This window comes from Aquimarina atlantica, from assembly GCF_000626715.1.
GTDB classification, from domain to species: Bacteria; Bacteroidota; Bacteroidia; order Flavobacteriales; family Flavobacteriaceae; genus Aquimarina; species Aquimarina atlantica.
Map to the genome: position 1 here is coordinate 35,927 of NZ_AQRA01000013.1, position 21,250 is coordinate 57,176.

Genomic DNA, 21,250 nt, shown 5'->3' on the forward strand with positions numbered 1-21,250 from the left:
TAAGTCAAAAGTCTAACATTCTAGATTTACCCCGATACTTTTATAGTCTCGGTAAGGACATATCCATCGGTTATATTTCCTGTTACAGAATTCGCTATACTGCGATTAATATCACCAGAAAATATACCATCCTGAGCATTTGAAGTATCAAAATCGCCTTTATAATTTGTAGTAGCATAGACTGCTTTAGAAATATCTTCGGGAAAAGCAACTTGAGTAATAAGTAATGATTGTCCTGATGATTTTAAAATTTCTAAGTGAAGATGAGGAGCTCTGCCTGGGTACCATCCAGGATATATACTTATGAACGAAGCATTACCACTGGTATCTGTAGTTTGCCTTCCTCTTAAAAATTTTTGATTTGTAAAATCTCCATCTAACTGACCAGAATATTCAGAGTAATTCCCCTTTGCATCACATTGCCAGATATCTACAAATGCTCCTGTTAATGGTTTACAATTATCATTTACATTTTGCACCTGTATGATTATTTTTAGAGGAATTCCCGTACGATCACCAATTATATTTTCTTTCACCAAATCTGCTGGTGTTTTTATCGGAAACGGCCCTGCTGTTTCTACCGGAGAGACAACACATGACCCTGCATCTACTACGCCTCCTGCATCATCATCTTTATTACAAGATGTTATTAACGTCGGAATTGCTATAATAGAGCCTATTCCTGCCATTCCATTTTTTAAAAATTTCTTTCTATCCATAATATCATAATTTGTGGTTGCAGGGGCGTAATTACATTACTACAATATAGAAACGCCCCACAACACTTTATTAATCTGTATTTTCTAGTACAACATTTACTATGAATAACACCTCATACTACTATCTACTCTCTCAAAAGACTGAAATACACATGGATGTTACAAAATGTTATATATAAACAACAACTAAAGTTTATTCTACCCTATTTTTTAACTTTTCCTTAATTCTTAAAAAATTACCTTTTGTCTAATTAAAGGGTATTGGTGACCATCTAGGTTCATATACATCTACAGAAGTCTGTAATTGAAATCCTATATTAGAAGCTTCAGTGGTTTTAGCAATACCTCCTTTTCTATTTTCATCACCAATTTCAAAAACGATATAAGCACCTCCTTTTGGTGATAGTGAACCTCCTGAAACTTCTTTAGAAATGCCTGAGACAGTAATTTGTTTTATACTACTATCAGAAAAACTGTAATAACTTAAATCCAGAAAAGATAATTTCTTATTATCAATACTCCAGATTGGCTGATCTTTATTTTCAGAAATCAATGTATTAGAACTTCCATCTGGTTTAATCGTATAAGCATGCGTATAAGACACCTCATCCTCATCATAACGCCAGGTTTTGGTATATGCCAGCACAGGGTTAGCTGCATCGTGATTCCAGCTCAACTCTTCGTACCAAAATTGATCTTCATTGGGTGAACTTTGAATAGCCGTCAGATCACTTATTACTATTTGAGTTCCTGAATTAATTTTTGACTCTACCGTAGCCATTGGGATAGTATACAAATTAGTAGAAAATTTGGTCAAATTATCGTTGTTGCCATCAATATTAGAATTACCTGTCATTACAGAGATTGCTAATGTTTTTCCGTCAGGAGAAACCCCCAGGGATCTTACATCCAAACCAAAGTTTGATATTTTAGACACCTCTTTTGTTTTTACATTTACTCTAAAAGCTTCCCAAGCACTTCCTGCTGGTCCTTTTGCACTTGCAAAATATACGTGTTTGGCGTCTGGACTCCACGAGACATAACCCGATACAGGACTGGCATCTGCTAATTCTACCACATTAGAACCATCTGGATCCATCATATATATATTCCTAGTATCACCAAAGGCTATTTTATATCCATTAAGATCTTTTTTTACTTCCTGTAAAATGGTACTGGTTGGTTTCGTTGTGGTTGTTATTGTATCTGGGGTATCATCTGCTTCGCAGGAAAGAAAAAAAGTAAAACTTGCTATAGCAATTATACTTTTCATTAAAACTTTGTTTTTCATTTTGCTTATTTTTTTGTTATTGCTAGAATCATAATCTCTAAATCATAGAAAGCGATCCACAACATTCTATTAATTCTTAATATAATGTATTGCCTCTGCTATATGAATATCATCTCCTGCTGCAACTTGGGCATTGGTGGGTATAGATAATATATCAGGGCTTATCCCAATGCCTTCAAAGGATTGAAATGTATTGTTGTATTTAACTTCTACATCATGAATTGAAACCTGAGTTTTCCATTTTCCTCCTCCATTAGTTAAGGTAAAAATGTCACTCCCGGCAAAGATCCCAAAAGTTGTATTTCCTATTGTTCTGGTATGAGATTGGGTTTTCATTGCAGCTGTAAAATACTCTGCTGCACTTGCCGTTCCTTTTGAAGTTAGCACTGCAACTTTTTTGGTAAATTGAAATGGTCCTGAAGCTACAACGGTATTATCTTCAGGAGAAACTCCTGCTACAAAGCCTCCTTCTACTCTGGCATCGGGATACCCTTCGAACTCCTTTGTTGCCCATTCACCAAGGGAAGCAACAGTACTTCCTGTAGCTATTTTTATACGTTGTCGTATCAATTCTATCGGGGTATTGTTTGCAAAAAATCTACCAGCCAAATAATATGCAAATGGCCCTTGCCCACCTCCATTAGTACGAAGGTCTATAATAATCCCTGTTTTATTTTTCAGTGCTGTTAATGCCTCGTCGACAATAGTTTTAAAATTATTAAACTCGCTATCATTTTCACGTACTGGTTCAAAATTTTTGGAATTGATATATCCAATATTAGAATCACTGGTTATAGTACCGTACGACAAATATGGATTATTGGCAGTGCTCGAGACAATACTTACTTTACCAGCAGTATTGTTTTGGATCATATTTTGAATATTCCTATCAAATTCTGGTTCAAACCCTGCTTCTTGATTGGCATTAAAAGTTAAACTACTATGCCCATCTTTGACAATAGTACCCATTATCGTTTCAAAAATCCCAAACAACTGATTGTCGGAAGTTGTGCTAGTGATTTTTGGGTAATATGTATCGTATACATTCTGCCAGTCTATATTCTTTCTGTGCATTAAAGGATAATGTCTATCATAGATCTCCCAAAATTCTTTAAATACCTTTTGTTGTTCTATTAAAGTGCTATTACTATCCGGTATTGTTGCATCATCATCTTTACTACAAGAAGCAATAATCAACACCAACAAAAAACCTAATAGCGATAATCTAAATATATTCTTCATCGTTATTTTCTTTTAGTAGTTTAAAAACCGAACACATCTTTTAGGCATTTCAATTTATATGGGGTATAATCAAAAACCAGATGTATTCGGTTAATTTCATGTATTACCTTTTATACGTACCATCTGGCAATTTTGACGGCATTTTATAGGCAGGATTTGTAAATATTGCCCAGGCCTTTGTATCAGTTGCTTCTACTTTGGCCCTGGTGTTTAACCTCCACTCATTATCAATTTCACTTAATCTGTTTTCTTGCGCTCCAAGCATAGAACTCATTACCCAATATAAATATTCGCCAACCTGGCAATTATAATTACAGGTAGTATCATCATAAGTATACCAGGCACTGGCAGGATAGCTAGCCGGCGGAGATTGAAAGTTTCCTCCACGGGCAACATCCATTGCTTTACTGATTTCTGATCCAGATTGAGAGCTAAAAACCCCAGGATAGGCTCTTTCATGTCCTCCATTAGTAACAATATGCCATACTTCTTCTAAAGCAGCATCAAATGATCCCGTATGCCCATTTGTATGCCATGCCGGTACGGTCTCATCTGCTCCTAAGTCCTGCCCAACTTCAAATCCCGCAGGAGGGTTAAAACTATCTCTATCGGCTTCTGTTTTCCACATAAACAAAAAAGCTTTGTTAGATTTCATCGAATTGTGAATCGTTGTATTATCAATCGAACCATCTTCGTCATTATCTAGATACTGAGCCATTAAATTAGCAGCATGTAATAATTTAACATCTTCTACTGCAGCTACAGCATAAATTGGAATATCAAAAACCATAACTTTTCTATTGAATGCACCAAAACCTGTATCTGTATTTTCTACAATTTTAAAATTTGGGTCATTTCCAGAATTAATCGTTCCTGTTGTTGGTACTGTTACAATATCATCATCATTTGAGCAGGCTACACAATTTAAAATGGTACAGACTACTACTATCATATTTACTATTCTAAAATGATTTTTCATACTTTGTTATTTTGTTAATTTATATCGGGTTATTTCTTCTTCAGTCATCCAGTGAACCCTTTCTGCAGGAGCCGCATTTATTGTGAAATAATAAAAATCCTCGGCTTCTTTCTGTGTAAACCCTACCGATTTGTAATAGTTGATATATGGTAAATGCACGGCGTGACCAACGGGGTATGAAGTAGCGATTGGTTGCCCGGGATCAGCCCCCCAGGAATGTACTCCGATACGACTTCCTTGTTCGCGCGTTCTTTTTACCCCTCCTACATACATATCTACTGCTCCAGAGGCAATGACAGAACGTGCAGATAAATGAAATTCTATACCACTATCATGCATTTTTTTGGAGACAATCAAATTAGCATCATCATCCTCAGAACCAGGACAATCCAACATATTGATTCTTTTTAATTTGGGATACTTTGCAAGTAGATTATTAAAATGAGCAGGGGTAGCGCTTGTAATCGTACCGTTCATTTCTGCTGTTGTTTCATTAATTGATTTAAAGATTCCGAAATCGCTTTGAGACACAGCTCCACTGTTATCATCATCATTACTACACGCCAAAAGGCTTACAGAGATTAAAAACAGGATAATAAGTTGATTTCTTTTCATTTTCATAATTTTAAAATTTTATGGTTTATATCTACAACATCTAAATGACGCTAAACCCTAAAAGTTATGCCACAGAACAAGTCCGAATGCTTCTATCCGGACTTTTTAATTACTGACTGGTTGATTTACAGTACTCAATGAATTCACAGTAAAATTGCCTAGCACCACTGTATTCGAGCTTGAGTTTGTAATATTTCCTAAGAGATTTACAGGGGGAGTTGCAAACAATTGGCTTGGGTCTCCAGAGCTTTCACTATCATTTGCCTCTAATTGTAGGCTTTGGTTTAAATAAAACTGATACGAACTAAAATTGATATTACAAAAAGTAACTTTTATTTCATCATAAAGAACTGTAATATCCTCATCATCATCCTGCAATCGAAACAGATCAACTTCTACAGATGCGCTTTCTTTGCCATTAAATACTACATCATTAGATTGCGATGTATTAGATGAAACTAATTGCCCTTCATTAAATAACTCTACAGTAAACTTATAAAAGTTGGTATCATCACCTGGGTCACTAAACTCTATCTCTAAAACATCTCCATTTTTAATGCCTGTATTCTTAATAAGAACAACAGGTTTTAACAGCTCTTCTTTTGATTTAAATAAAGTTCCATCGGTTAGTCGCACCTCTATCCAATACGAATAACCTATTATAGTTGAAATAGATTGAGTTGAAGTATAAATCCCTTGATTAATCGCAAAATCATTTGTAATTAAATTGGTATTCCCCGAAGTATCTTTTGCATATAACGATACTGAAGCATCATTTACAGGTTTTGAAGATGACGAATCCTGCAAAGGAACCGATTGTTGGATACGTATCGAAACCGGAACAGTCTCGTTAGAAATAGATCCAAAAATGATAGTCTGAGGTTCATGAGTAACATCAAGACTTATTTCTTTGGTACAACTGATAATACAAAAGATAAGCAAACTACCTGTTATTATTTTTATATATATACTTTTCATCTTACTTAAAATTTAAAATTATAGGTTATAAAAGGTACCGGTGCACCGATTACAGAATATTGAAATGTTTTTAATTGATTATTTCTCACAGAAGAATACACCGAGAATGGGTTTTTATGACTGTATACATTATACACACCGAACACCCAATTACCACTCCACCTTCTGTTTGCTTTCTTTTTAGGCGTATATGTAAAAGAAATATCTAATCTATGTGTAGGTTTTAAGCGAAATGCATTCCTATCTGAGTAGGTAAAAAATTGGTTTCCCCCCACTTCGAACTTGCCTGTCGCATAAGTTGTTGGCCTACCTGTTTGATAAGTAAAAAAGGCTCCAACACTCCATTTTTTAGACAATGCATAATTAGAAGTAATATTAAAAATATGAGGACGATCGTAATTAGAAGGATAATAATTTCCACTATTAATATTCTCTGAATTAAATGAACTTGTAGTCTTTCTTTTAGTTACCGAATACGTGTAATTAGCATTTCCTGTTAACTTTCCTTTTGTTTTATATCCACTTAATTCTAAGCCGTATGAATATCCCTTTGCGGTTAATAGTTGAGTTTCTAAATTTTCATTCAAAAACAGATCTGCTCCATTTTTATATTCTACCAGGTTCTTAAAGGTTTTGTAATATCCTTCTACAGAAAAATTATATTTTCTGTTAGGAGTATCATAAGCATATCCAGCAGAAATCTGGTTCACCTCTAATGGTTTTATATGATATCCTGCTGGTTTCCATATATCAAAAGGTAGTGTAGAGTAGCTATTCGAAATCAGGTGTATGTATTGAAACATCCTGTTGTATCCCAATTTTATAGCTTTTCTATTATTAAGATCATACTTAAGTGCTAATCGAGGCTCAAAACCATGGTAATTTTTAATCACCTCATTACTTTTATAACTACGTGATCCTGTAATACTACTTACAGTTTGTGGTACCTGCGCATCATAAAAGGATACTTTTTTCGGTCCTAAGTTTCCGAACCAGGAGTATCGCAAACCTATATTTGCAGAAAACTTATTTAACTTCTTTTCGTAAGACACATAAGGTGCTATTTCCAGGCCTTTTTCTGTACCAAAGTTTACTGTATTTATAGAAGTATCGTTTCCTGTAATCTTTGCAGGAGTAAAACGATATAATGTACTATTAACTCCAAAACGAATTTTGGTCTCTGTATTCTGAAAGAATGTAAAATCGGGTTTAAGTATCCAATTTTCTACGGCCGATTTCCAGGTGAAATTACTAGCCGATCCGGCGGGCCCTCCACTACTATTTTCTGATGATAATGAGTAATTATAGCGACTGAAGACTCCTGACAAGTTCATAAATAATCTTTCAGAAAAAATATGATTCCATCGTATTGTAGCTGTACTGTTTTTCCATGAGAAATTTATACTCTCATTAGTATTTTGCTGTGTGTTTTGTTGATCCTCATCGGTATCATCAAATTTTAGTTTCATCACATCGGCTCCAAAATATCCAGAAGCGAATAGTTTGTTTTTTTCATTGATATCCCAGGAGAGTTTAGCATTTAGATCATAGAAATACACTTTGTTTCCTTTTAAACTTTTTATAAGCGGAAATGCTAAATCAAAATAAGAACGCCTACCAGAGACCAAATAACTTAGTTTATCCTTTTTAATAGGGCCTTCGAGGGTTAATCTGGAAAATAAAAGCCCCAATCCTCCTTCTCCTTTAAACTGTTTATTACTTCCTTCACGCTGTCTAATATCTAATACCGAAGAAGCTCTACCGCCATACCTTGCAGGGATTCCTCCTTTGTATAATTTCATATCTTTTATCGCATCTGAGTTAAAAATGGAAAAGAACCCCCAAACATGTGAAGAATTATAAATGGGGGCTTCATCCAGAAGAATCAAATTTTGATCAATATTACCTCCTCTTACATTAAAACCAGACGTTCCTTCTCCTACAGAAGACACTCCTGCTTGTGTAAGCATAGCTCTGGTTACATCTGGCTCTCCTAGCAAAGCAGGTAGTTTTTTTATATCCTGAGGTTTCAGGTTTATAGAGCCGGCAATAATGTTTCCTGTCTGACTTTTGTTATTTGTATTAGTAGTGATAATAACTTCATCTAAATTATTGCTGACCGGCTTTAATTCGATGTTTATTTTTTTACTTTCTGTTAGATCAATATTTTGAATTATATCCTCATATCCCAGATAAGAAATAATCAATGTATGCTCTCCCTCTCTAAGGGTTAAAGAAAAGAATCCATATTCATTAGTTACCGCTCCTTTTCCTGATTGCTTATCATAGATCGTAGCTCCCAATAATGTTTCTCCTGTAGTACTATCTTTAATAGATCCACTGATGCTATAAGATTGTGCCAGTAGCGTATAAGAGGCAGAAAAAAAAGTAAAAATTAAAAATAGGTGTTTCATAAATTGTATGTATAAAAATTAGGTACATACAAAATAACGCCCCTATCCAGGCATAGTTTCACCCAACAAGTCCAGCTGCTTCTATTCGGACTTTTTTAGCGATAGTTCATACTGCTTAGGAGTCATCCCTTCTATAGTCTTGAAGGTATTGTAAAATGTTGATTTAGAAGAAAACCCTGCTTCCTGAGCTATCCCTAAAATCGATAACTGCTGAGCCATTGGGGTTTGTACTAATCTTTTGAATTCGGTAACCCGAAAACCATTTATAAAATGATAAAAATTAGTTTCAGCATGAATATTTATAAGTCTGGAGAGTTCTTTTTCTTTTATCTGAAGAGATTCGGAGAGTGTTCGCAAATTTAATTCAGAATTTGCATACAATTTTTCTTTTTCGATTGTACTCTTAACCTCTTCAAATCGTTTTTGATCTTCAACGCTAGTTTCATTTATAGTAATCGTATGTATTTCGAATGGTTCTGATGGCAGATCTTGCGAATCATGGGTAAAAAGAGATGCTTTAAATATCTCTGACTGAGAAAACCCATTGTGGGCAATCCAATACACCATTATAAAAGAAAGTATTATCGAAATCGAATCAAGATATGGTTCTACCATTTCTTCTTCAAAACCTATAAAACCTTCTACAAAATCAAATACAATAAATGCGAGGCTAATATAAATGATGGTCTTTATCCAGGATAGTCTCTTATTTTCTAATTCTGAATAGAAATTATTTAATTCTGATTTAAGTTCTTGCAATTTTTTCAAAATCAATACATATAATACAATCTCAATTGCATATTCCATTAAATCGATACCCCAAATCATTTCTTCAGAGTTCATAACAAATAGAATAATCAAATAGACTATAAACAAAGGTATAAACACATACTTCAACATTTTTAGATAAGGTCTATTTATCGTTTGATAGGTATACATGTATAAAAGCGGGGCAATACATAAAGGAATAAGAAAAAGAATACGATCAAGTAGCACACCTTCTTCTATTTCATAATCCAATAAATCGACAAAAATACCTAATGAAAAAATCCAAAGAAATAGTCCTAAAAAAATATTAGCTTTTTTATTAGCAGACTTCATAGTAAAAAAGAGAAGGCCCAACATTAGAGCCCCAGAAAATGAAAGAAGCTCTAAAATTGAGAAAAAAGATAAGTCTATAACCATAGATACAAAGTAAGAATTATTTAATAAGATTTTAAAGAATCCCCTTTTGTTTTCTACTATTAAAATTCATTTTTAAATAATAAACCCTTACGAATAATTACTCGCAAGGGTTTCTATCATAAAAAAATCAATCCTCAATTATGAAATAATCACATTTCACATTTTTTGTAATCCAAATAGTTTACTATTTATAACTATTGATTTCTTTAACAATGTCTTTGGTTGTAAAAACATGACTAGCGATCATCTGAAAATTTACCACCGCTGCTTCATAGGCATTTAAACCGGGTAAAATAGCTCCTGCCGTTGCATCTTTTACTACAGCTACATCAAAACCTGATTCTACAAGATCTCTCATGTGTGATTCTGTACACAGGTTCGCAGACATACCTGCCAATATCACTTTACTATACCCATGTTTGCGTAATTGCAATGCCAAATCATTAGATTCTGGCCCATATACTTTGTGAGGACTTGTGACAATAACATTATCTTTTTTAATATACTTTTTGTACTTATCTAACCAATCTGCTCCAGAACCTTCAAAACCTTCTGTAGATAATGCATCTTTTCTATCAAACATATTGATTTTATGCATTAATGCTTCTAGTGCTCCTTCTATTTCCCAGGTATGATCATGAGGATAATAATAATGCGGAGAAACAAAAACAGTAATGTTTTTTTGTTGTGCTACTTTAAATAATGCTTCGATATTATCAACTGTATTATTTGCGGTAACACTTTCTCCTACTACTCCCCAGGTTACACCGTTAGGGCTTAAAAAATCGTTTTGGGGATCTGTAATTACAATGGCTGTATTTTGATCTACAGTAAATCCTGGATCCGGTAATTGTGCATATACACTTGTTAAACCTGATATGATTAACGTTACTAGTATTATTATTTTTTTCATTGTCTTATTCTTTAGATTAATACTTAATTTGACAATGCAAAGATGGTGCAGAGAAGCAAGTCTTTGTTAGGTAACTATTCCCGAAGTGTTGGCAATTTTTCCTAGCTTACCTTTTCTTTGAATTCTGAAGGAGAAATCCCTTCCTGGTTTTTAAAAAATCTACTAAATGCCTGTACATCTTCATACCCAATTTCGTAAGCGATTTCTTTGATCTGCATATTTGTGTAATGCAAAAGTCTTCTTGCTTCAAGCATTTTACGATCCTGTATATATTGCAGAGGAGTTTTGGATCCCATCTTTGAAAAAATATTAGACAATGTCTTTGGAGACTTAAATAATAACTCGGCATACTCGGATACGTGATGCTTTGTCTTGAAATGTTGTTCTACCAAAAAATTAAACTCTCTTATAATATCAGAATCTGCTTTTTCATTGGGATAATTCTCTTTTGACTTATATATTCTGGCACAAAGAATCAAATATCTTTTAAGCATCATTTGCAACATCTCTATTTGCAAACTATCATTAGATTGCATCTCTATAGTAAACATTTTCCATAACGTCTCAAATTTGTCTAATTCTTTGTCTGGAATTTGAATGATTGGTAATTGCGATGCCCCAAAGAATAAAATACCTTTACAACCTACCTCGGTATCGTGATCAAGAATACAATAGAAAGGTCTATTAAATCTTAAAAACCGAATACAGTCAATATTATTGATTTCTACCTTATGAAATTCTGTTAAGAAAACAATTTCATTCTTAGAGAATGCATGCTTCTTTCCATCAATTATGAGTTCGTTGTGATCAGATTCAAACCATAAAATAGTCAAACTACTTTCTATAGTTTCATTTATTATTTTACTATTTTGATTATTGATGGTCTCTAATTGAAGATACTCCTTTATGTTTCCTAAAAATATCATATAAAGCAAGTTATGGTAATTCTGTTTCTTTTGTACCTTCTCTAATAAATGAATTAGTTAGTTCTGATGCATGTTGTGCTTTTCTGGTAAACAAATATATCCAAAATATTCTGGCATATTTATAATTCGTAGTACTCAACAATACAGCACTCACAGATAAAATAATAAAAAAATGGACTGGTTTTGTTATAAAAAAACTACTTAACAAATAAATTATAATCCCTTCGGCAACGGTTAAACCATAACTCACATACATTGCTCCATAAAAGTAACCAGGTTCAATCAAAAATTTATGATTACAATGTGGGCATTTCTCATTCATTTTAGGCAATTTCAATGCAAACACTCCTCTTTTTTTAATAAAAATATCTCCTTCTTCACACTTTGAACATTTTCCCTTTAGGATATTTATCACGGTTTTCATAAAAACTATTCTTTTTATTGCAAAATATGGACATTTTGAAGTTTTCATATTTTATTATTTACACTTTTATTTGTATAATTAAGACATTTATTATATTTATGAATCTTCCTATTTTAGATATTACGCAATTTCGCGATACCGGGAGTGTTGAAAATTTTTATGCAAATGACTTTGCAACTCATCTATTAAATAATCGAGATATTATATCTCATCCGCATAAGCATAATTTTTATCTTTCTGTTTTATTTATTGAAGGAACAGGAGTTCACGAAATTGATTTTGAGTCCTATGAGATTAAACCCGGAAGTGTTTTTCTTTTAAGACCTGGTCAGACACATTTCTGGAAATTTACGACCAAAGGTAAAGGGTATATTATTTTTCATTCTAAGGAGTTTTACGAAGCTATTGGGCGAAACAAAAATCTTTCTATTTTTCCGTTTTTTTTCTCAAATCAAAACTCCCCTTGTATCTACCTTGATAAAAAAACACAAGCATTAATTGAGCCTCTTTTTATTTCTATTTTAAATGAATCTCGATCTAATGCTTTATTAAAAAAACAGAAGCTAGTTAATCTTATTGATCTCATCTATATAGAATTATCACGTCTTGTTCTAAAGGACAGTTTTGAGGACCTGGTAAATTCTAAAAATCTCACGATGAAACTACATAAGTTTGAACAATTGATAGAAGAAAAATATAAGAGGCAAAAATCTGCTATTGCCTATGCAGAATCAATGAATATAAGTGTAAAGCACCTAAATCGAATATGCAAAGAGACTATTGGTAAAACGACAACAGATCTTATTTTAGAAAGAGTTATTCTTGAGGCTAAACGACAAATTTTATATTCAGAAAATAATTTAACAGAGATCGCCTGGGACCTGGGATATGATGATTATTCTCATTTTTCAAAATTATTTAAACAAAGAAGTGGCATGTCTCCTTCTCAATTTCAAAAAATGTATCTAAAAAAAGCTTAAATTTTTATTCTTGCATCACATCTCTGTTTTTTGTTCAAATATTTCGTGTGGTATGATTTATTTATGAATAAGTTACTATTTTTGCATAGCAAATCCCTACTATGAAATACACTAAACCACTGCTAATCTGCATTTTATTAGCTTCTACATTCTCTATTTATGCTCAGGATTCTCATGACATGCAAGATTCTCAAAATGTTGGTGATACACTAGAAACTAAGTCTGAAATGACCACCTGGCAAATGATGAAGCATGATGGTATGTCTGTATATGGTGGTGTAAAACATGTTTATACCGGTCCATTAAGATGGAAAGGAAAAGACTGGTTAACTTTTGGTGGGGTTATTGCCGGGAATGCCATTCTTTTGGCAGTAGACGAGCCTGCCAATGATGTTTTCAGAAAACAAGGCGATGGGGTTCCCGACCTTATAAAAGAAGCCGGTTTTAGATTTGGAAAGCCCTTGTTAAACTATGGATTAACGACTAGCGTTTATACTTTAGGACTTATTACAAAAAATGAAAAAATTAGACGAACCGGCGTTCTTCTTATCGCATCTGCAACTGCGGGAGGGCTTCTTCAAACATTAGGAAAAACTGCTGTAGGTCGTGCACGACCTTTAGAAGGTGAGGGGAACTTAAGTTTTCGTTTTTGGTCTAATGAAGCTGGATATCATTCTTTTCCTTCGGGACATGCAATTTTGGCGTTTACTACAGCACATGCGTTTGCTAAACAATTTGATAACTTATTCGTAAAGGGTGGAATTTATGCTCTGGGCCTGGTCACTCCGGTTTCACGATTGTGGGATGGTGCACATTGGTTGACCGATGTTACACTTGGGATAGTAATGAGTGTATTTATTGTTGACAGTGTTGATAATTATTTGAAGAAAGATAAGCGTTATGCTTTTGGCTCTAAAAAACACAAAATCCGATGGAATTTACGAGTAGGCGTTGGACAGATAGGTGTTGTTGGCAGATTTTAACTCGTTTTATTCAAATTCTTTTTCATAATAAGTAGTAGCATCTTGTAATAATAAATCAAGGTATCTATTTTCGGTTTCGATACGAATTTCATCCCATTTTAAATATTCAACAATATCTCCTTGAATCAATAATCGATATTTATGAACACTATTTATATTGAAATAGAGTCTCCCCGTTCTTCTTACAAAGAAATCCGCTAAGCCATTGGTCATTTCGTAGTGAATACAATACCATAGTTCTGCACGTATCAATCGTTCTATTATTTCATCATTTGGAAAACGCTTCATATTATCTATAATAATATCTGCTTGTTTACCATAAGTCGAAGTAAGGTACCAACCATAATATGGATCCTCTAGTTTTAAAGCTTTAAGTTGTTGAGTAATATTATATTGGTATGCTTGTACTTCTTCGGTATCTTTAAGAGGTGTACTGGTAAGTGGTATTTTCTGTGTATGTGATTCAGAAAACTTTCCCCTTGTTTTATCACTCAAAGTTTTAAGTACGGTATCAATTACCCGCTGTGCCATTTTACGATATCCGGTAAGTTTTCCTCCTGCTATAGAAATCAAGCCTGTTTTTGACACAAATATTTCGTCTTTTCTAGACAATTCTGAAGGATCTTTGCCATCTTCATGAATTAAAGGTCGTAATCCCGCCCAATTCGACTCAATATCATCTCTGGTAAGTTTTAGACCAGGAAACATATGATTTACTGCTTTCAGTAAATAGTCTGCATCTTGTTTTGTAGCGACTACCCGATTAAGGTTTGCATTATAATCGGTATCTGTGGTTCCTACATAAGTTGCTCTTCCTCTGGGAATAGCAAAAATCATTCTACCATCCGGCACATCAAAGTAGATAGATTGTGTAAGAGGAAACCGATTTCTAGAAAAAACAAGATGTACACCTTTGGTCAAATGTAGATGCTTACTACCCATCGAGTGATCTTTTTCTCGTAGCAAGTCTACCCATGGTCCTGCTGCAGAAATATAACTTCTGGATCGAATTGAAAAACTTTTCTTTGTATTATGATCTATACATTTAAGGCTTCTGATCTTACCTTCTTCATCATAATTAAAAGAAGTCATTTCGCAATAATTGATACTATTAGCCCCAAAAGAAGCAGCTTTTTTTAGCAATTCTATAGTAAGTCGAGCATCATCTGTCCTGTATTCTGCATAGTATCCTCCTCCTGTAAGTCCTTCTTCGCCAAGCAAAGGTTCTTTACTTAATGTTTCTTGTGCGCTAAGCATTTTTCGCTTGTCGTCACCTTCTACATTAGCCAAAAAATCATAGATTTTTAATCCTACAGATGCCATAAACTTACCGTATGTTCCTCCTTCGATAATAGGAAGCAACATCTTTTCTGGCATTACCAAATGTGGCGCTAATTTATGTACTATTGCCCGTTCACTTCCTGATTCTTTAACCAGGCCGATTTCCATTTGTTTTAGATATCTAAGCCCACCATGAATAAGTTTAGTAGATTTATTACTGGTACCAGAGGCAAAATCATTTTTCTCTACCAGGCAAACTTTTAACCCTCTGGAAGCTGCATCTAAGGCGGTTCCGGCCCCTGTGACTCCTCCACCAATCACAACCAGATCATATAGTTCATTTTTTGCACTTTGTACCTGCGCATCGCGATCCAAAACCGAAAACCTAATCGGACTTTCTTCTTTTGCTGTACGCTTATTTTTATTCACTATAATTATTTAGATGTTTACCTCTACTTATATTTAATGGGTAGAATCTCTTAAAATTAAAGACGTCTTAACGATTTCGGTATTGGTTTTGTAATTCTCAACAAAATCATCCAATTGATTCACTAAAATCTGAGCAGCTTTTACTCCTAAATCCTCGGCATGTTGAGAAACAGTTGTAAGTTTTGGGTACGAATACTTAGACAATAATCCGTCGGTAAATCCTATAACCGAAATATCTTCTGGGATTTTATATCCTAATTTATGCGACATATTTATGGTAATAGCGGCAGCCGTTTCATCTAACCCAAGAACCGCATCAATATCATTATTTTTAAGAAATTTCTCTATTTCCTGTTCATTATTATTAGAATCCTTTACTACCAATTCTATTAAAGATATCTGATCATTAACACCTACGGCTTCTCTTGCTCCTTCTAAACGTAAATTAGCTACACTTAGACCCCCGATTGTTGTAATTATGGCTATCTTTTTACAACCCGTATCAATAAGATATTTCGCTGCTGTTTTTGAAGCTTGTTTATCATTAACAATCACTTTATCACAATCGATCTCTTCTGTAACTCTATCAAACATTACAATCGGTACATTATCTCTTTTAAGTTCTTTGAAATGGTCGAATTTATTGAGAACCTGCGTTTCCTGACTTAGTGAAACAATAAATCCATCAACACTACTATAGTTTAACATCTCTACATATTCTACTTCTTTTTTATACGATTCGTTTGTAATACAGGTCACTATTTTATATCCATTTTCTGAAGCTTCCTGTTCAATTCCGTAAAGGACTTTTGCAAAAAAATGATTGAGAATTTCGGGTAATATTACTCCTATCGTCTTGGTTTTATTACTTTTTAAGCTAACTGCCAGTGCATTGGGTTTATAATTATAAAAATCTGCAAGTTCATGCACTCTGGTAATGGTCTTTTGACTAATCTCTGAGTCGTTTTTTAACGATTTTGAAACTGTAGAAATAGAAAGATTTAATTCTCTGGCAAGTTGTTTTAGGGTTACTTTTTTCCTCATAGCTTCAATTTTGGCTTCATAGTATTAGAAGAAGAACTGTCGTACTTCAACGCCTAAATTAAGCTTTTTTCTTAACGTAATATTAATATAGTGATGAGTTTGTAGTGTAATTCCTATATTTTTGCCAAAAAAATAGTTCATTTATTAATTAGGGTTTTTTATCTTACATATCTTTAAGAATTCACATACTTTTTAAAGAAATAAACAATTTCTTATGTAAGTATAACATACCATCAACGACATAATATTGCGTGTCTGTAACTCAAAAAAAATAATCCCATATGTCAAAAACATATTATGACCCTGCCGACTTAAGAAAATTTGGAAAAATCACTGAGTGGAGTGAAGAATTAGGAACTAAATTCTTTGATTACTACGGTAAGGTTTTTGAAGAAGGAGCATTAAGTGCCAGAGAAAAATCATTAATTGCACTTGCCGTTTCTCATGTTGTAAAATGCCCTTATTGTATCGATGCTTATACCAAGGACGGACTACAACGAGGGATTACAAAAGAAGAAATGATGGAGGCGGTACATGCCGGTGCTGCGATAGAAAGTGGTGCCACTTTGGTTCACGGAGTGCAGATGATGAATAAATATGAAAAGCTTTCTATGTAAGTAAATTTGACCTTCTTAGAACGAAAACTTTATAAGGCAATGATGCTACATTATACTGCTAAAGGAAGTGAAATCAAAAAAGATCAGTTCTAATTAGAATAGCCCCAAAAGAAGTATAATCCAAGAACAGAAGATGTCAGAAGTTAAAAAAAAACAGTCTTTACATAAACGAAATGATCAGTTAGCAAATACCACGAGGCAATTAGAAATCCTGAACAATGGTATTTTTGCTAATGGAGAACTCCCTCGGTTTGCCGATAAAATTGCAGAAATTGGTCATTCTACTTTGCGCCCTAATAAGCTAGAAATTTTACAAATTAATGTAGGGTATATGTGCAATCAGGTTTGTGAACATTGTCATGTAGATGCAGGTCCTGATCGTAAAGAAATCATGACTAAGGAAACCATGCAGCAATGCCTGGATGTTATAAAAAAAACCGGAGCTCATACTTTGGATTTAACAGGAGGAGCCCCCGAAATGAATCCTAATTTTAGATGGTTTGTTGAAGAAGCAAGTAAAGCAGGAATCAAAGATTTTATTGTACGTAGCAACCTTACGATTATTAGAGCGAATAAAAAATATTATGACCTTCCTGATTTTTTCAAAAAACATAATGTACATGTAGTCTCTTCTATGCCTCACTGGACCAGGGGGAAAACAGATAAGCAACGAGGGGATGGTGTTTTTGACAAATCTATAAAAGCACTTCAGGAGCTTAATGATAGAGGGTATGGCATGCCCGATAGTGGCTTAAGGTTAGATTTGGTCTACAATCCTTCGGGAGCATTCTTGCCAGGAAATCAGGCATCTATGGAAAAAGATTTTAAAAAGGCCTTATTAGAAGATTTCAATATTCAATTTCATAATCTTTTTGCAATTACCAATTTACCGATTAGTAGGTTTTTGGATTACCTAATCGCTTCAGAAAATTATGAAGATTATATGTATGCATTGGTAGAAGCATATAATCCGGTTGCTGTAGCAAATGTAATGTGTACTAATACGATCTCTGTAAGTTGGGACGGATGGTTATATGATTGTGATTTTAATCAGATGCTAGATCTTAAAGTAGCCAGTAAAGTAAAACATATAAGTGAATATAACGAAGAATTACTTCAGGACAGAAATATTATCATTTCACAACATTGTTATGGATGTACAGCCGGAGCGGGAAGTAGTTGCCAGGGAACAGTGGCCTAATATTTCTTGAAACCCAAAATGAAGATTTTTATACTTTCAATATCATTCTTTCTCTCTGTTATAGCTAGTGCTCAGAATTCGTTAGATGAATTATTACATCTATACAATAACGAAAGTATTCCTTATATTTCGGTTTCGACATTAAATACTATTCAGGATACAGTGCTAGTACTGGATGCAAGAGAGCGAAAAGAATATCAGATTAGTCATTTAAAAAAGGCTATTCATGTTGGGTATGATAACTTCAAAATAGATTCTATTACAAAACAACATATTCCAAAAGATTCATTTATAGTTGTCTATTGCAGTATTGGTATTCGATCAGAAGATATCTCAGAACAGCTAAAAAAAGCTGGATACACCAATGTTTATAATTTGTATGGAGGTATTTTTGAATGGAAAAATAGAGGTCTCCCTATTCTAAACTCTAATGAAGAATTAACCGATGAAGTCCATACCTATTCTGAAGAATGGAGTAAATGGCTATATAAAGGAAAAAAAATCTACTCAAATTGAAAGAAAAAAATCTACTTCTAATCTTTACCCGAAATCCAGAGTTGGGCAAATGCAAGACCCGGCTAGCTGCCACTATTGGTGACCAGGCAGCTTTGGATATCTATAAATTTCTGCTACAACATACAGTTGATATTACTAAAAATCTAAATGTTCATAAAGAAGTTCATTATTCTGTAAAAATAAGAGATAATGACTCCTGGAACCCCGAGGTTTATACCAAAAAACAACAGGTAGGTGATGATTTAGGACAACGAATGGAGTATGCTTTTGCAGCAGGTTTTGCCAATGGATATCAAAACATTATCATTATCGGAAGTGATATGTATGATTTAACTCAAAAAGATATTGAAAATGCATTTCTGGCTTTGGCATCTCATGAGTATGTAATTGGTCCGGCAGAAGATGGAGGATACTACTTATTTGGAATGAAATCCTTAAATTCACAAGTTTTTAAAAATAAAACCTGGGGAACAGAAACTGTTCTTAAGGATACATTAAAAAATATTCAAAACAAAAACCTAAAATTATTAGAAGAACGCAATGATATTGATTATTATGAAGACATTAAAGACATTGCCGTTTTTCAAAAATTTCTAAGCTAATACAATATGATCAAATACATCGAAGAAACCACAGAATTCCTTCAGAAAAAAGGCTTTGAAAATCCTGAAATAGGAATCATACTAGGAACAGGATTAGGACAATTAATTAATGAAATAGAAGTCATTAAAGAAGTAAGCTATAATCATATTCCTAATTTCCCGACAGCTACTGTAGAATTTCATAAAGGAAAACTAATTTATGGAAAACTAGGCGGTAAAAATGTAATTGTCATGCAAGGACGTTTCCATCTTTATGAAGGATATTCGCTTCAGGATGTGACCTATCCGGTTCGTATCATGCATAAATTGGGAATCAAGACCTTATTAGTTTCTAATGCCTCTGGAGCTGTTAATCTCAACTTTAAAAAAGGAGAATTAATGCTTATCGATGATCATATTAATTTACAAGGAGGTTCACCTCTGGCTTTTAAAGGTGTAGAACAATTAGGAAGTCGTTTTACAGATATGAGTGCTCCTTATGATGTAGATATAAATACAAAATTAGAATCTATTGCGAAGGATAATAACATCAATCTTCATAAAGGAGTATATGCCTCTGTAGTGGGGCCTCAACTCGAGACTCGTGCAGAGTATCGTTATCTTAAAATTATCGGTGCCGATGCAGTAGGAATGAGTACCGTTCCCGAGGTGATTGTCGCTAATCATCTAGATCTGTCTGTAGCTGCTGTTTCTGTTCTTACCGACGAATGTGATCCCGACAATCTAAAACCGATCAATATCGATGAAATTATTGAAATGGCAGGAAAAGCAGAGCCAGAAATGATCCTATTATTTAAAGAATTAATAAAATCATTATAAATAGTAGTGAAAGTTTTTTCCTCACTTTCCGACAAAACTAATTATAACCCAAAATAACTTATATTTCCTTCTTAATTGGAAACGACAAAAAATACTATATGAGCTACTTAAATACCACTCACGATGTGTATAAAGAAGCAGCATTAACTCCAGATGTAGGTTTATGCTGTACCACTAATCCCATCTGGGAACTACCTGGACTTAAGATTCCTAAAATTATGCAGGAAATGAATTATGGTTGTGGTAGTACAGTAAATGCACGTGACTTAACTAATTCTCCCAAAGTCTTATATGTTGGTGTGGGAGGCGGAATGGAATTATTACAATTCTCTTATTTTTCTCGTCAGAAAAGTGGTGTTATAGGAATCGATGTTGTGAATGAAATGTTAGAAGCTTCTCGTAAGAATTTTGAAGAAGCCGAAGCTCAAAATGACTGGTTTAAAAGTGAATTTGTTGATCTAAGGTATGGTGATGCCCTTAACCTTCCTGTAGAAGATAATAGTATCGACGTTGCTGCTCAAAATTGTTTGTTTAATATATTTAAGGCAGATGATCTTCGAAAAGCGATCGAAGAAATGTATCGTGTATTAAAACCACATGGAAGATTGGTTATGAGCGATCCTACTTGCGAACAACCAATGAATGATACCCTGCGTAACGATGAACGATTAAGAGCTTTATGCTTAAGCGGAAGTTTACCTATTGCAGAATATGTAAAAGCACTAACCGATGTAGGTTTTGGTACTATTGAAATTAGAGCGCGTAAACCTTACAGAATTTTGGATCCAAAACATTATGATACCGACGAATTGATCTACATTGAATCTATAGAAGTAGCAGCAATCAAAGATCCAATGCCAAAAGATGGCCCTTGTGTATTTACAGGAAAAGCAGCTATATACTATGGTGATGAAGATTATTTTGATGATAAAAAAGGGCATGTATTACTAAAAAATCAACCAATAGCAATATGCGATAAGACGGCTGGTGCTATAGCTGATTTAAACAGAGATGATATATTTATTAGCGAATCTACCTACCATTATGATGGAGGTGGATGCTGTTAAAAGCGAGGGCTAATTAACTATAACC

At 33.8% G+C, this 21,250-nt stretch carries 21 protein-coding genes; 8 read left to right on the plus strand and 13 right to left on the minus strand.

All coding sequences use genetic code 11. From position 1 onward, the window contains the following. Positions 1 to 26 precede the first annotated feature (26 nt). From ATO12_RS22510 to ATO12_RS22560, 11 genes are all read right to left on the minus strand, one after another. Positions 27 to 719, minus strand: coding sequence for a dioxygenase family protein (locus ATO12_RS22510; protein WP_034246969.1), 693 nt, complete (start codon positions 717 to 719; stop codon positions 27 to 29). A gap of 247 nt (positions 720 to 966) precedes the next feature. Beyond that, entirely contained in the window at positions 967 to 1,992 is a 1,026-nt protein-coding gene (locus tag ATO12_RS22515; RefSeq protein ID WP_034246971.1) for a TolB family protein, read from the minus strand. Between the two features lie 87 nt (positions 1,993 to 2,079). Then, the gene (locus ATO12_RS22520) at positions 2,080 to 3,252 is read right to left on the minus strand and encodes a S41 family peptidase (RefSeq protein ID WP_034246973.1); all 1,173 of its coding nucleotides are present in this window, start codon (positions 3,250 to 3,252) and stop codon (positions 2,080 to 2,082) included. A gap of 103 nt (positions 3,253 to 3,355) precedes the next feature. Beyond that, positions 3,356 to 4,231 (minus strand): hypothetical protein, encoded by an 876-nt coding sequence (locus tag ATO12_RS22525; RefSeq protein WP_131248882.1) that lies wholly within the window; start codon positions 4,229 to 4,231, stop codon positions 3,356 to 3,358. A gap of 6 nt (positions 4,232 to 4,237) precedes the next feature. Further along, positions 4,238 to 4,846, minus strand: a complete 609-nt coding sequence (locus tag ATO12_RS22530) for an alpha/beta hydrolase (RefSeq protein WP_131248883.1) — start codon at positions 4,844 to 4,846, stop codon at positions 4,238 to 4,240. Positions 4,847 to 4,951: 105 nt separating this feature from the next. Continuing rightward, the gene (locus tag ATO12_RS22535; protein WP_034246976.1) at positions 4,952 to 5,824 is read right to left on the minus strand and encodes a DUF4249 family protein; all 873 of its coding nucleotides are present in this window, start codon (positions 5,822 to 5,824) and stop codon (positions 4,952 to 4,954) included. Between the two features lie 5 nt (positions 5,825 to 5,829). Further along, a complete protein-coding gene (locus ATO12_RS22540; protein WP_034246978.1) occupies positions 5,830 to 8,238 on the minus strand; it encodes a TonB-dependent receptor in 2,409 nt (802 codons plus the stop codon). Positions 8,239 to 8,319: 81 nt separating this feature from the next. After that, a complete protein-coding gene (locus ATO12_RS22545; protein ID WP_165583439.1) occupies positions 8,320 to 9,339 on the minus strand; it encodes a helix-turn-helix domain-containing protein in 1,020 nt (339 codons plus the stop codon). Between the two features lie 268 nt (positions 9,340 to 9,607). Next, positions 9,608 to 10,336 (minus strand): isochorismatase family protein, encoded by a 729-nt coding sequence (locus ATO12_RS22550; protein WP_034246982.1) that lies wholly within the window; start codon positions 10,334 to 10,336, stop codon positions 9,608 to 9,610. Between the two features lie 101 nt (positions 10,337 to 10,437). Further along, positions 10,438 to 11,262 (minus strand): helix-turn-helix domain-containing protein, encoded by an 825-nt coding sequence (locus ATO12_RS22555; protein WP_034246984.1) that lies wholly within the window; start codon positions 11,260 to 11,262, stop codon positions 10,438 to 10,440. A 10-nt stretch (positions 11,263 to 11,272) separates the two neighbouring features. Continuing rightward, a complete protein-coding gene (locus tag ATO12_RS22560; protein ID WP_051576034.1) occupies positions 11,273 to 11,686 on the minus strand; it encodes a hypothetical protein in 414 nt (137 codons plus the stop codon). 98 nt (positions 11,687 to 11,784) lie between these two features. Here ATO12_RS22560 and ATO12_RS22565 point away from each other — a divergent pair, with 98 nt between their 5' ends. Further along, positions 11,785 to 12,666 (plus strand): AraC family transcriptional regulator, encoded by an 882-nt coding sequence (locus ATO12_RS22565; protein WP_034246986.1) that lies wholly within the window; start codon positions 11,785 to 11,787, stop codon positions 12,664 to 12,666. A 101-nt stretch (positions 12,667 to 12,767) separates the two neighbouring features. Continuing rightward, on the plus strand, positions 12,768 to 13,649 hold the full coding sequence (locus tag ATO12_RS22570; protein WP_034246987.1) for a phosphatase PAP2 family protein: 882 nt from the start codon (positions 12,768 to 12,770) through the stop codon (positions 13,647 to 13,649). A 6-nt stretch (positions 13,650 to 13,655) separates the two neighbouring features. Here ATO12_RS22570 and ATO12_RS22575 read toward each other — a convergent pair whose 3' ends face one another. Further along, positions 13,656 to 15,359 carry a glycerol-3-phosphate dehydrogenase/oxidase gene (locus ATO12_RS22575; RefSeq protein ID WP_240486170.1) on the minus strand — a complete coding sequence of 568 codons (1,704 nt, stop codon included), beginning with the start codon at positions 15,357 to 15,359 and terminating at the stop codon, positions 13,656 to 13,658. Positions 15,360 to 15,392: 33 nt separating this feature from the next. Further along, entirely contained in the window at positions 15,393 to 16,403 is a 1,011-nt protein-coding gene (locus ATO12_RS22580) for a LacI family DNA-binding transcriptional regulator (protein ID WP_034246989.1), read from the minus strand. 281 nt (positions 16,404 to 16,684) lie between these two features. Between ATO12_RS22580 and ATO12_RS22585 the strand changes: the two genes are divergently transcribed. The 6 genes from ATO12_RS22585 (at position 16,685) to arsM (ending at position 21,225) form a co-directional block, all read left to right on the plus strand. Further along, positions 16,685 to 17,020, plus strand: a complete 336-nt coding sequence (locus ATO12_RS22585; protein ID WP_025742421.1) for an arsenosugar biosynthesis-associated peroxidase-like protein — start codon at positions 16,685 to 16,687, stop codon at positions 17,018 to 17,020. Between the two features lie 133 nt (positions 17,021 to 17,153). Beyond that, complete coding sequence (arsS, locus tag ATO12_RS22590) at positions 17,154 to 18,221, plus strand: arsenosugar biosynthesis radical SAM (seleno)protein ArsS (protein WP_034246991.1); 1,068 nt, start codon at positions 17,154 to 17,156, stop codon at positions 18,219 to 18,221. 18 nt (positions 18,222 to 18,239) lie between these two features. Further along, positions 18,240 to 18,737, plus strand: coding sequence for a rhodanese-like domain-containing protein (locus tag ATO12_RS22595; protein ID WP_034247100.1), 498 nt, complete (start codon positions 18,240 to 18,242; stop codon positions 18,735 to 18,737). Further along, positions 18,734 to 19,339 carry a TIGR04282 family arsenosugar biosynthesis glycosyltransferase gene (locus ATO12_RS22600; protein WP_034246993.1) on the plus strand — a complete coding sequence of 202 codons (606 nt, stop codon included), beginning with the start codon at positions 18,734 to 18,736 and terminating at the stop codon, positions 19,337 to 19,339. The genes ATO12_RS22595 and ATO12_RS22600 overlap by 4 nt, the downstream gene beginning before the upstream one ends. 6 nt (positions 19,340 to 19,345) lie before the next feature. Beyond that, positions 19,346 to 20,158 (plus strand): purine-nucleoside phosphorylase, encoded by an 813-nt coding sequence (locus ATO12_RS22605; protein WP_034246995.1) that lies wholly within the window; start codon positions 19,346 to 19,348, stop codon positions 20,156 to 20,158. Positions 20,159 to 20,256: 98 nt separating this feature from the next. Beyond that, on the plus strand, positions 20,257 to 21,225 hold the full coding sequence (gene arsM / locus ATO12_RS22610) for an arsenosugar biosynthesis arsenite methyltransferase ArsM (protein WP_034246997.1): 969 nt from the start codon (positions 20,257 to 20,259) through the stop codon (positions 21,223 to 21,225). Positions 21,226 to 21,250: the final 25 nt, after the last annotated feature.

Bases quoted from the DNA above. Each gene is read 5' to 3' on its own strand.
- ATO12_RS22570 (WP_034246987.1), top strand. From the start codon at position 12,768: ATGAAATACACTAAACCACTGCTAATCTGCATTTTATTAGCTTCTACA.
- ATO12_RS22510 (WP_034246969.1), bottom strand. From the start codon at position 719: ATGGATAGAAAGAAATTTTTAAAAAATGGAATGGCAGGAATAGGCTCT.
- ATO12_RS22565 (WP_034246986.1), top strand. From the start codon at position 11,785: ATGAATCTTCCTATTTTAGATATTACGCAATTTCGCGATACCGGGAGT.
- ATO12_RS22540 (WP_034246978.1), bottom strand. From the start codon at position 8,238: ATGAAACACCTATTTTTAATTTTTACTTTTTTTTCTGCCTCTTATACG.
- ATO12_RS22560 (WP_051576034.1), bottom strand. From the start codon at position 11,686: ATGAAAACCGTGATAAATATCCTAAAGGGAAAATGTTCAAAGTGTGAA.
- ATO12_RS22530 (WP_131248883.1), bottom strand. From the start codon at position 4,846: ATGAAAAGAAATCAACTTATTATCCTGTTTTTAATCTCTGTAAGCCTT.
- ATO12_RS22525 (WP_131248882.1), bottom strand. From the start codon at position 4,231: ATGAAAAATCATTTTAGAATAGTAAATATGATAGTAGTAGTCTGTACC.
- ATO12_RS22520 (WP_034246973.1), bottom strand. From the start codon at position 3,252: ATGAAGAATATATTTAGATTATCGCTATTAGGTTTTTTGTTGGTGTTG.
- arsS (WP_034246991.1), top strand. From the start codon at position 17,154: ATGTCAGAAGTTAAAAAAAAACAGTCTTTACATAAACGAAATGATCAG.
- ATO12_RS22550 (WP_034246982.1), bottom strand. From the start codon at position 10,336: ATGAAAAAAATAATAATACTAGTAACGTTAATCATATCAGGTTTAACA.
- ATO12_RS22545 (WP_165583439.1), bottom strand. From the start codon at position 9,339: ATGAAGTCTGCTAATAAAAAAGCTAATATTTTTTTAGGACTATTTCTT.
- ATO12_RS22580 (WP_034246989.1), bottom strand. From the start codon at position 16,403: ATGAGGAAAAAAGTAACCCTAAAACAACTTGCCAGAGAATTAAATCTT.
- ATO12_RS22515 (WP_034246971.1), bottom strand. From the start codon at position 1,992: ATGAAAAGTATAATTGCTATAGCAAGTTTTACTTTTTTTCTTTCCTGC.
- ATO12_RS22595 (WP_034247100.1), top strand. From the start codon at position 18,240: ATGAAGATTTTTATACTTTCAATATCATTCTTTCTCTCTGTTATAGCT.
- ATO12_RS22605 (WP_034246995.1), top strand. From the start codon at position 19,346: ATGATCAAATACATCGAAGAAACCACAGAATTCCTTCAGAAAAAAGGC.
- arsM (WP_034246997.1), top strand. From the start codon at position 20,257: ATGAGCTACTTAAATACCACTCACGATGTGTATAAAGAAGCAGCATTA.
- ATO12_RS22555 (WP_034246984.1), bottom strand. From the start codon at position 11,262: ATGATATTTTTAGGAAACATAAAGGAGTATCTTCAATTAGAGACCATC.
- ATO12_RS22585 (WP_025742421.1), top strand. From the start codon at position 16,685: ATGTCAAAAACATATTATGACCCTGCCGACTTAAGAAAATTTGGAAAA.
- ATO12_RS22535 (WP_034246976.1), bottom strand. From the start codon at position 5,824: ATGAAAAGTATATATATAAAAATAATAACAGGTAGTTTGCTTATCTTT.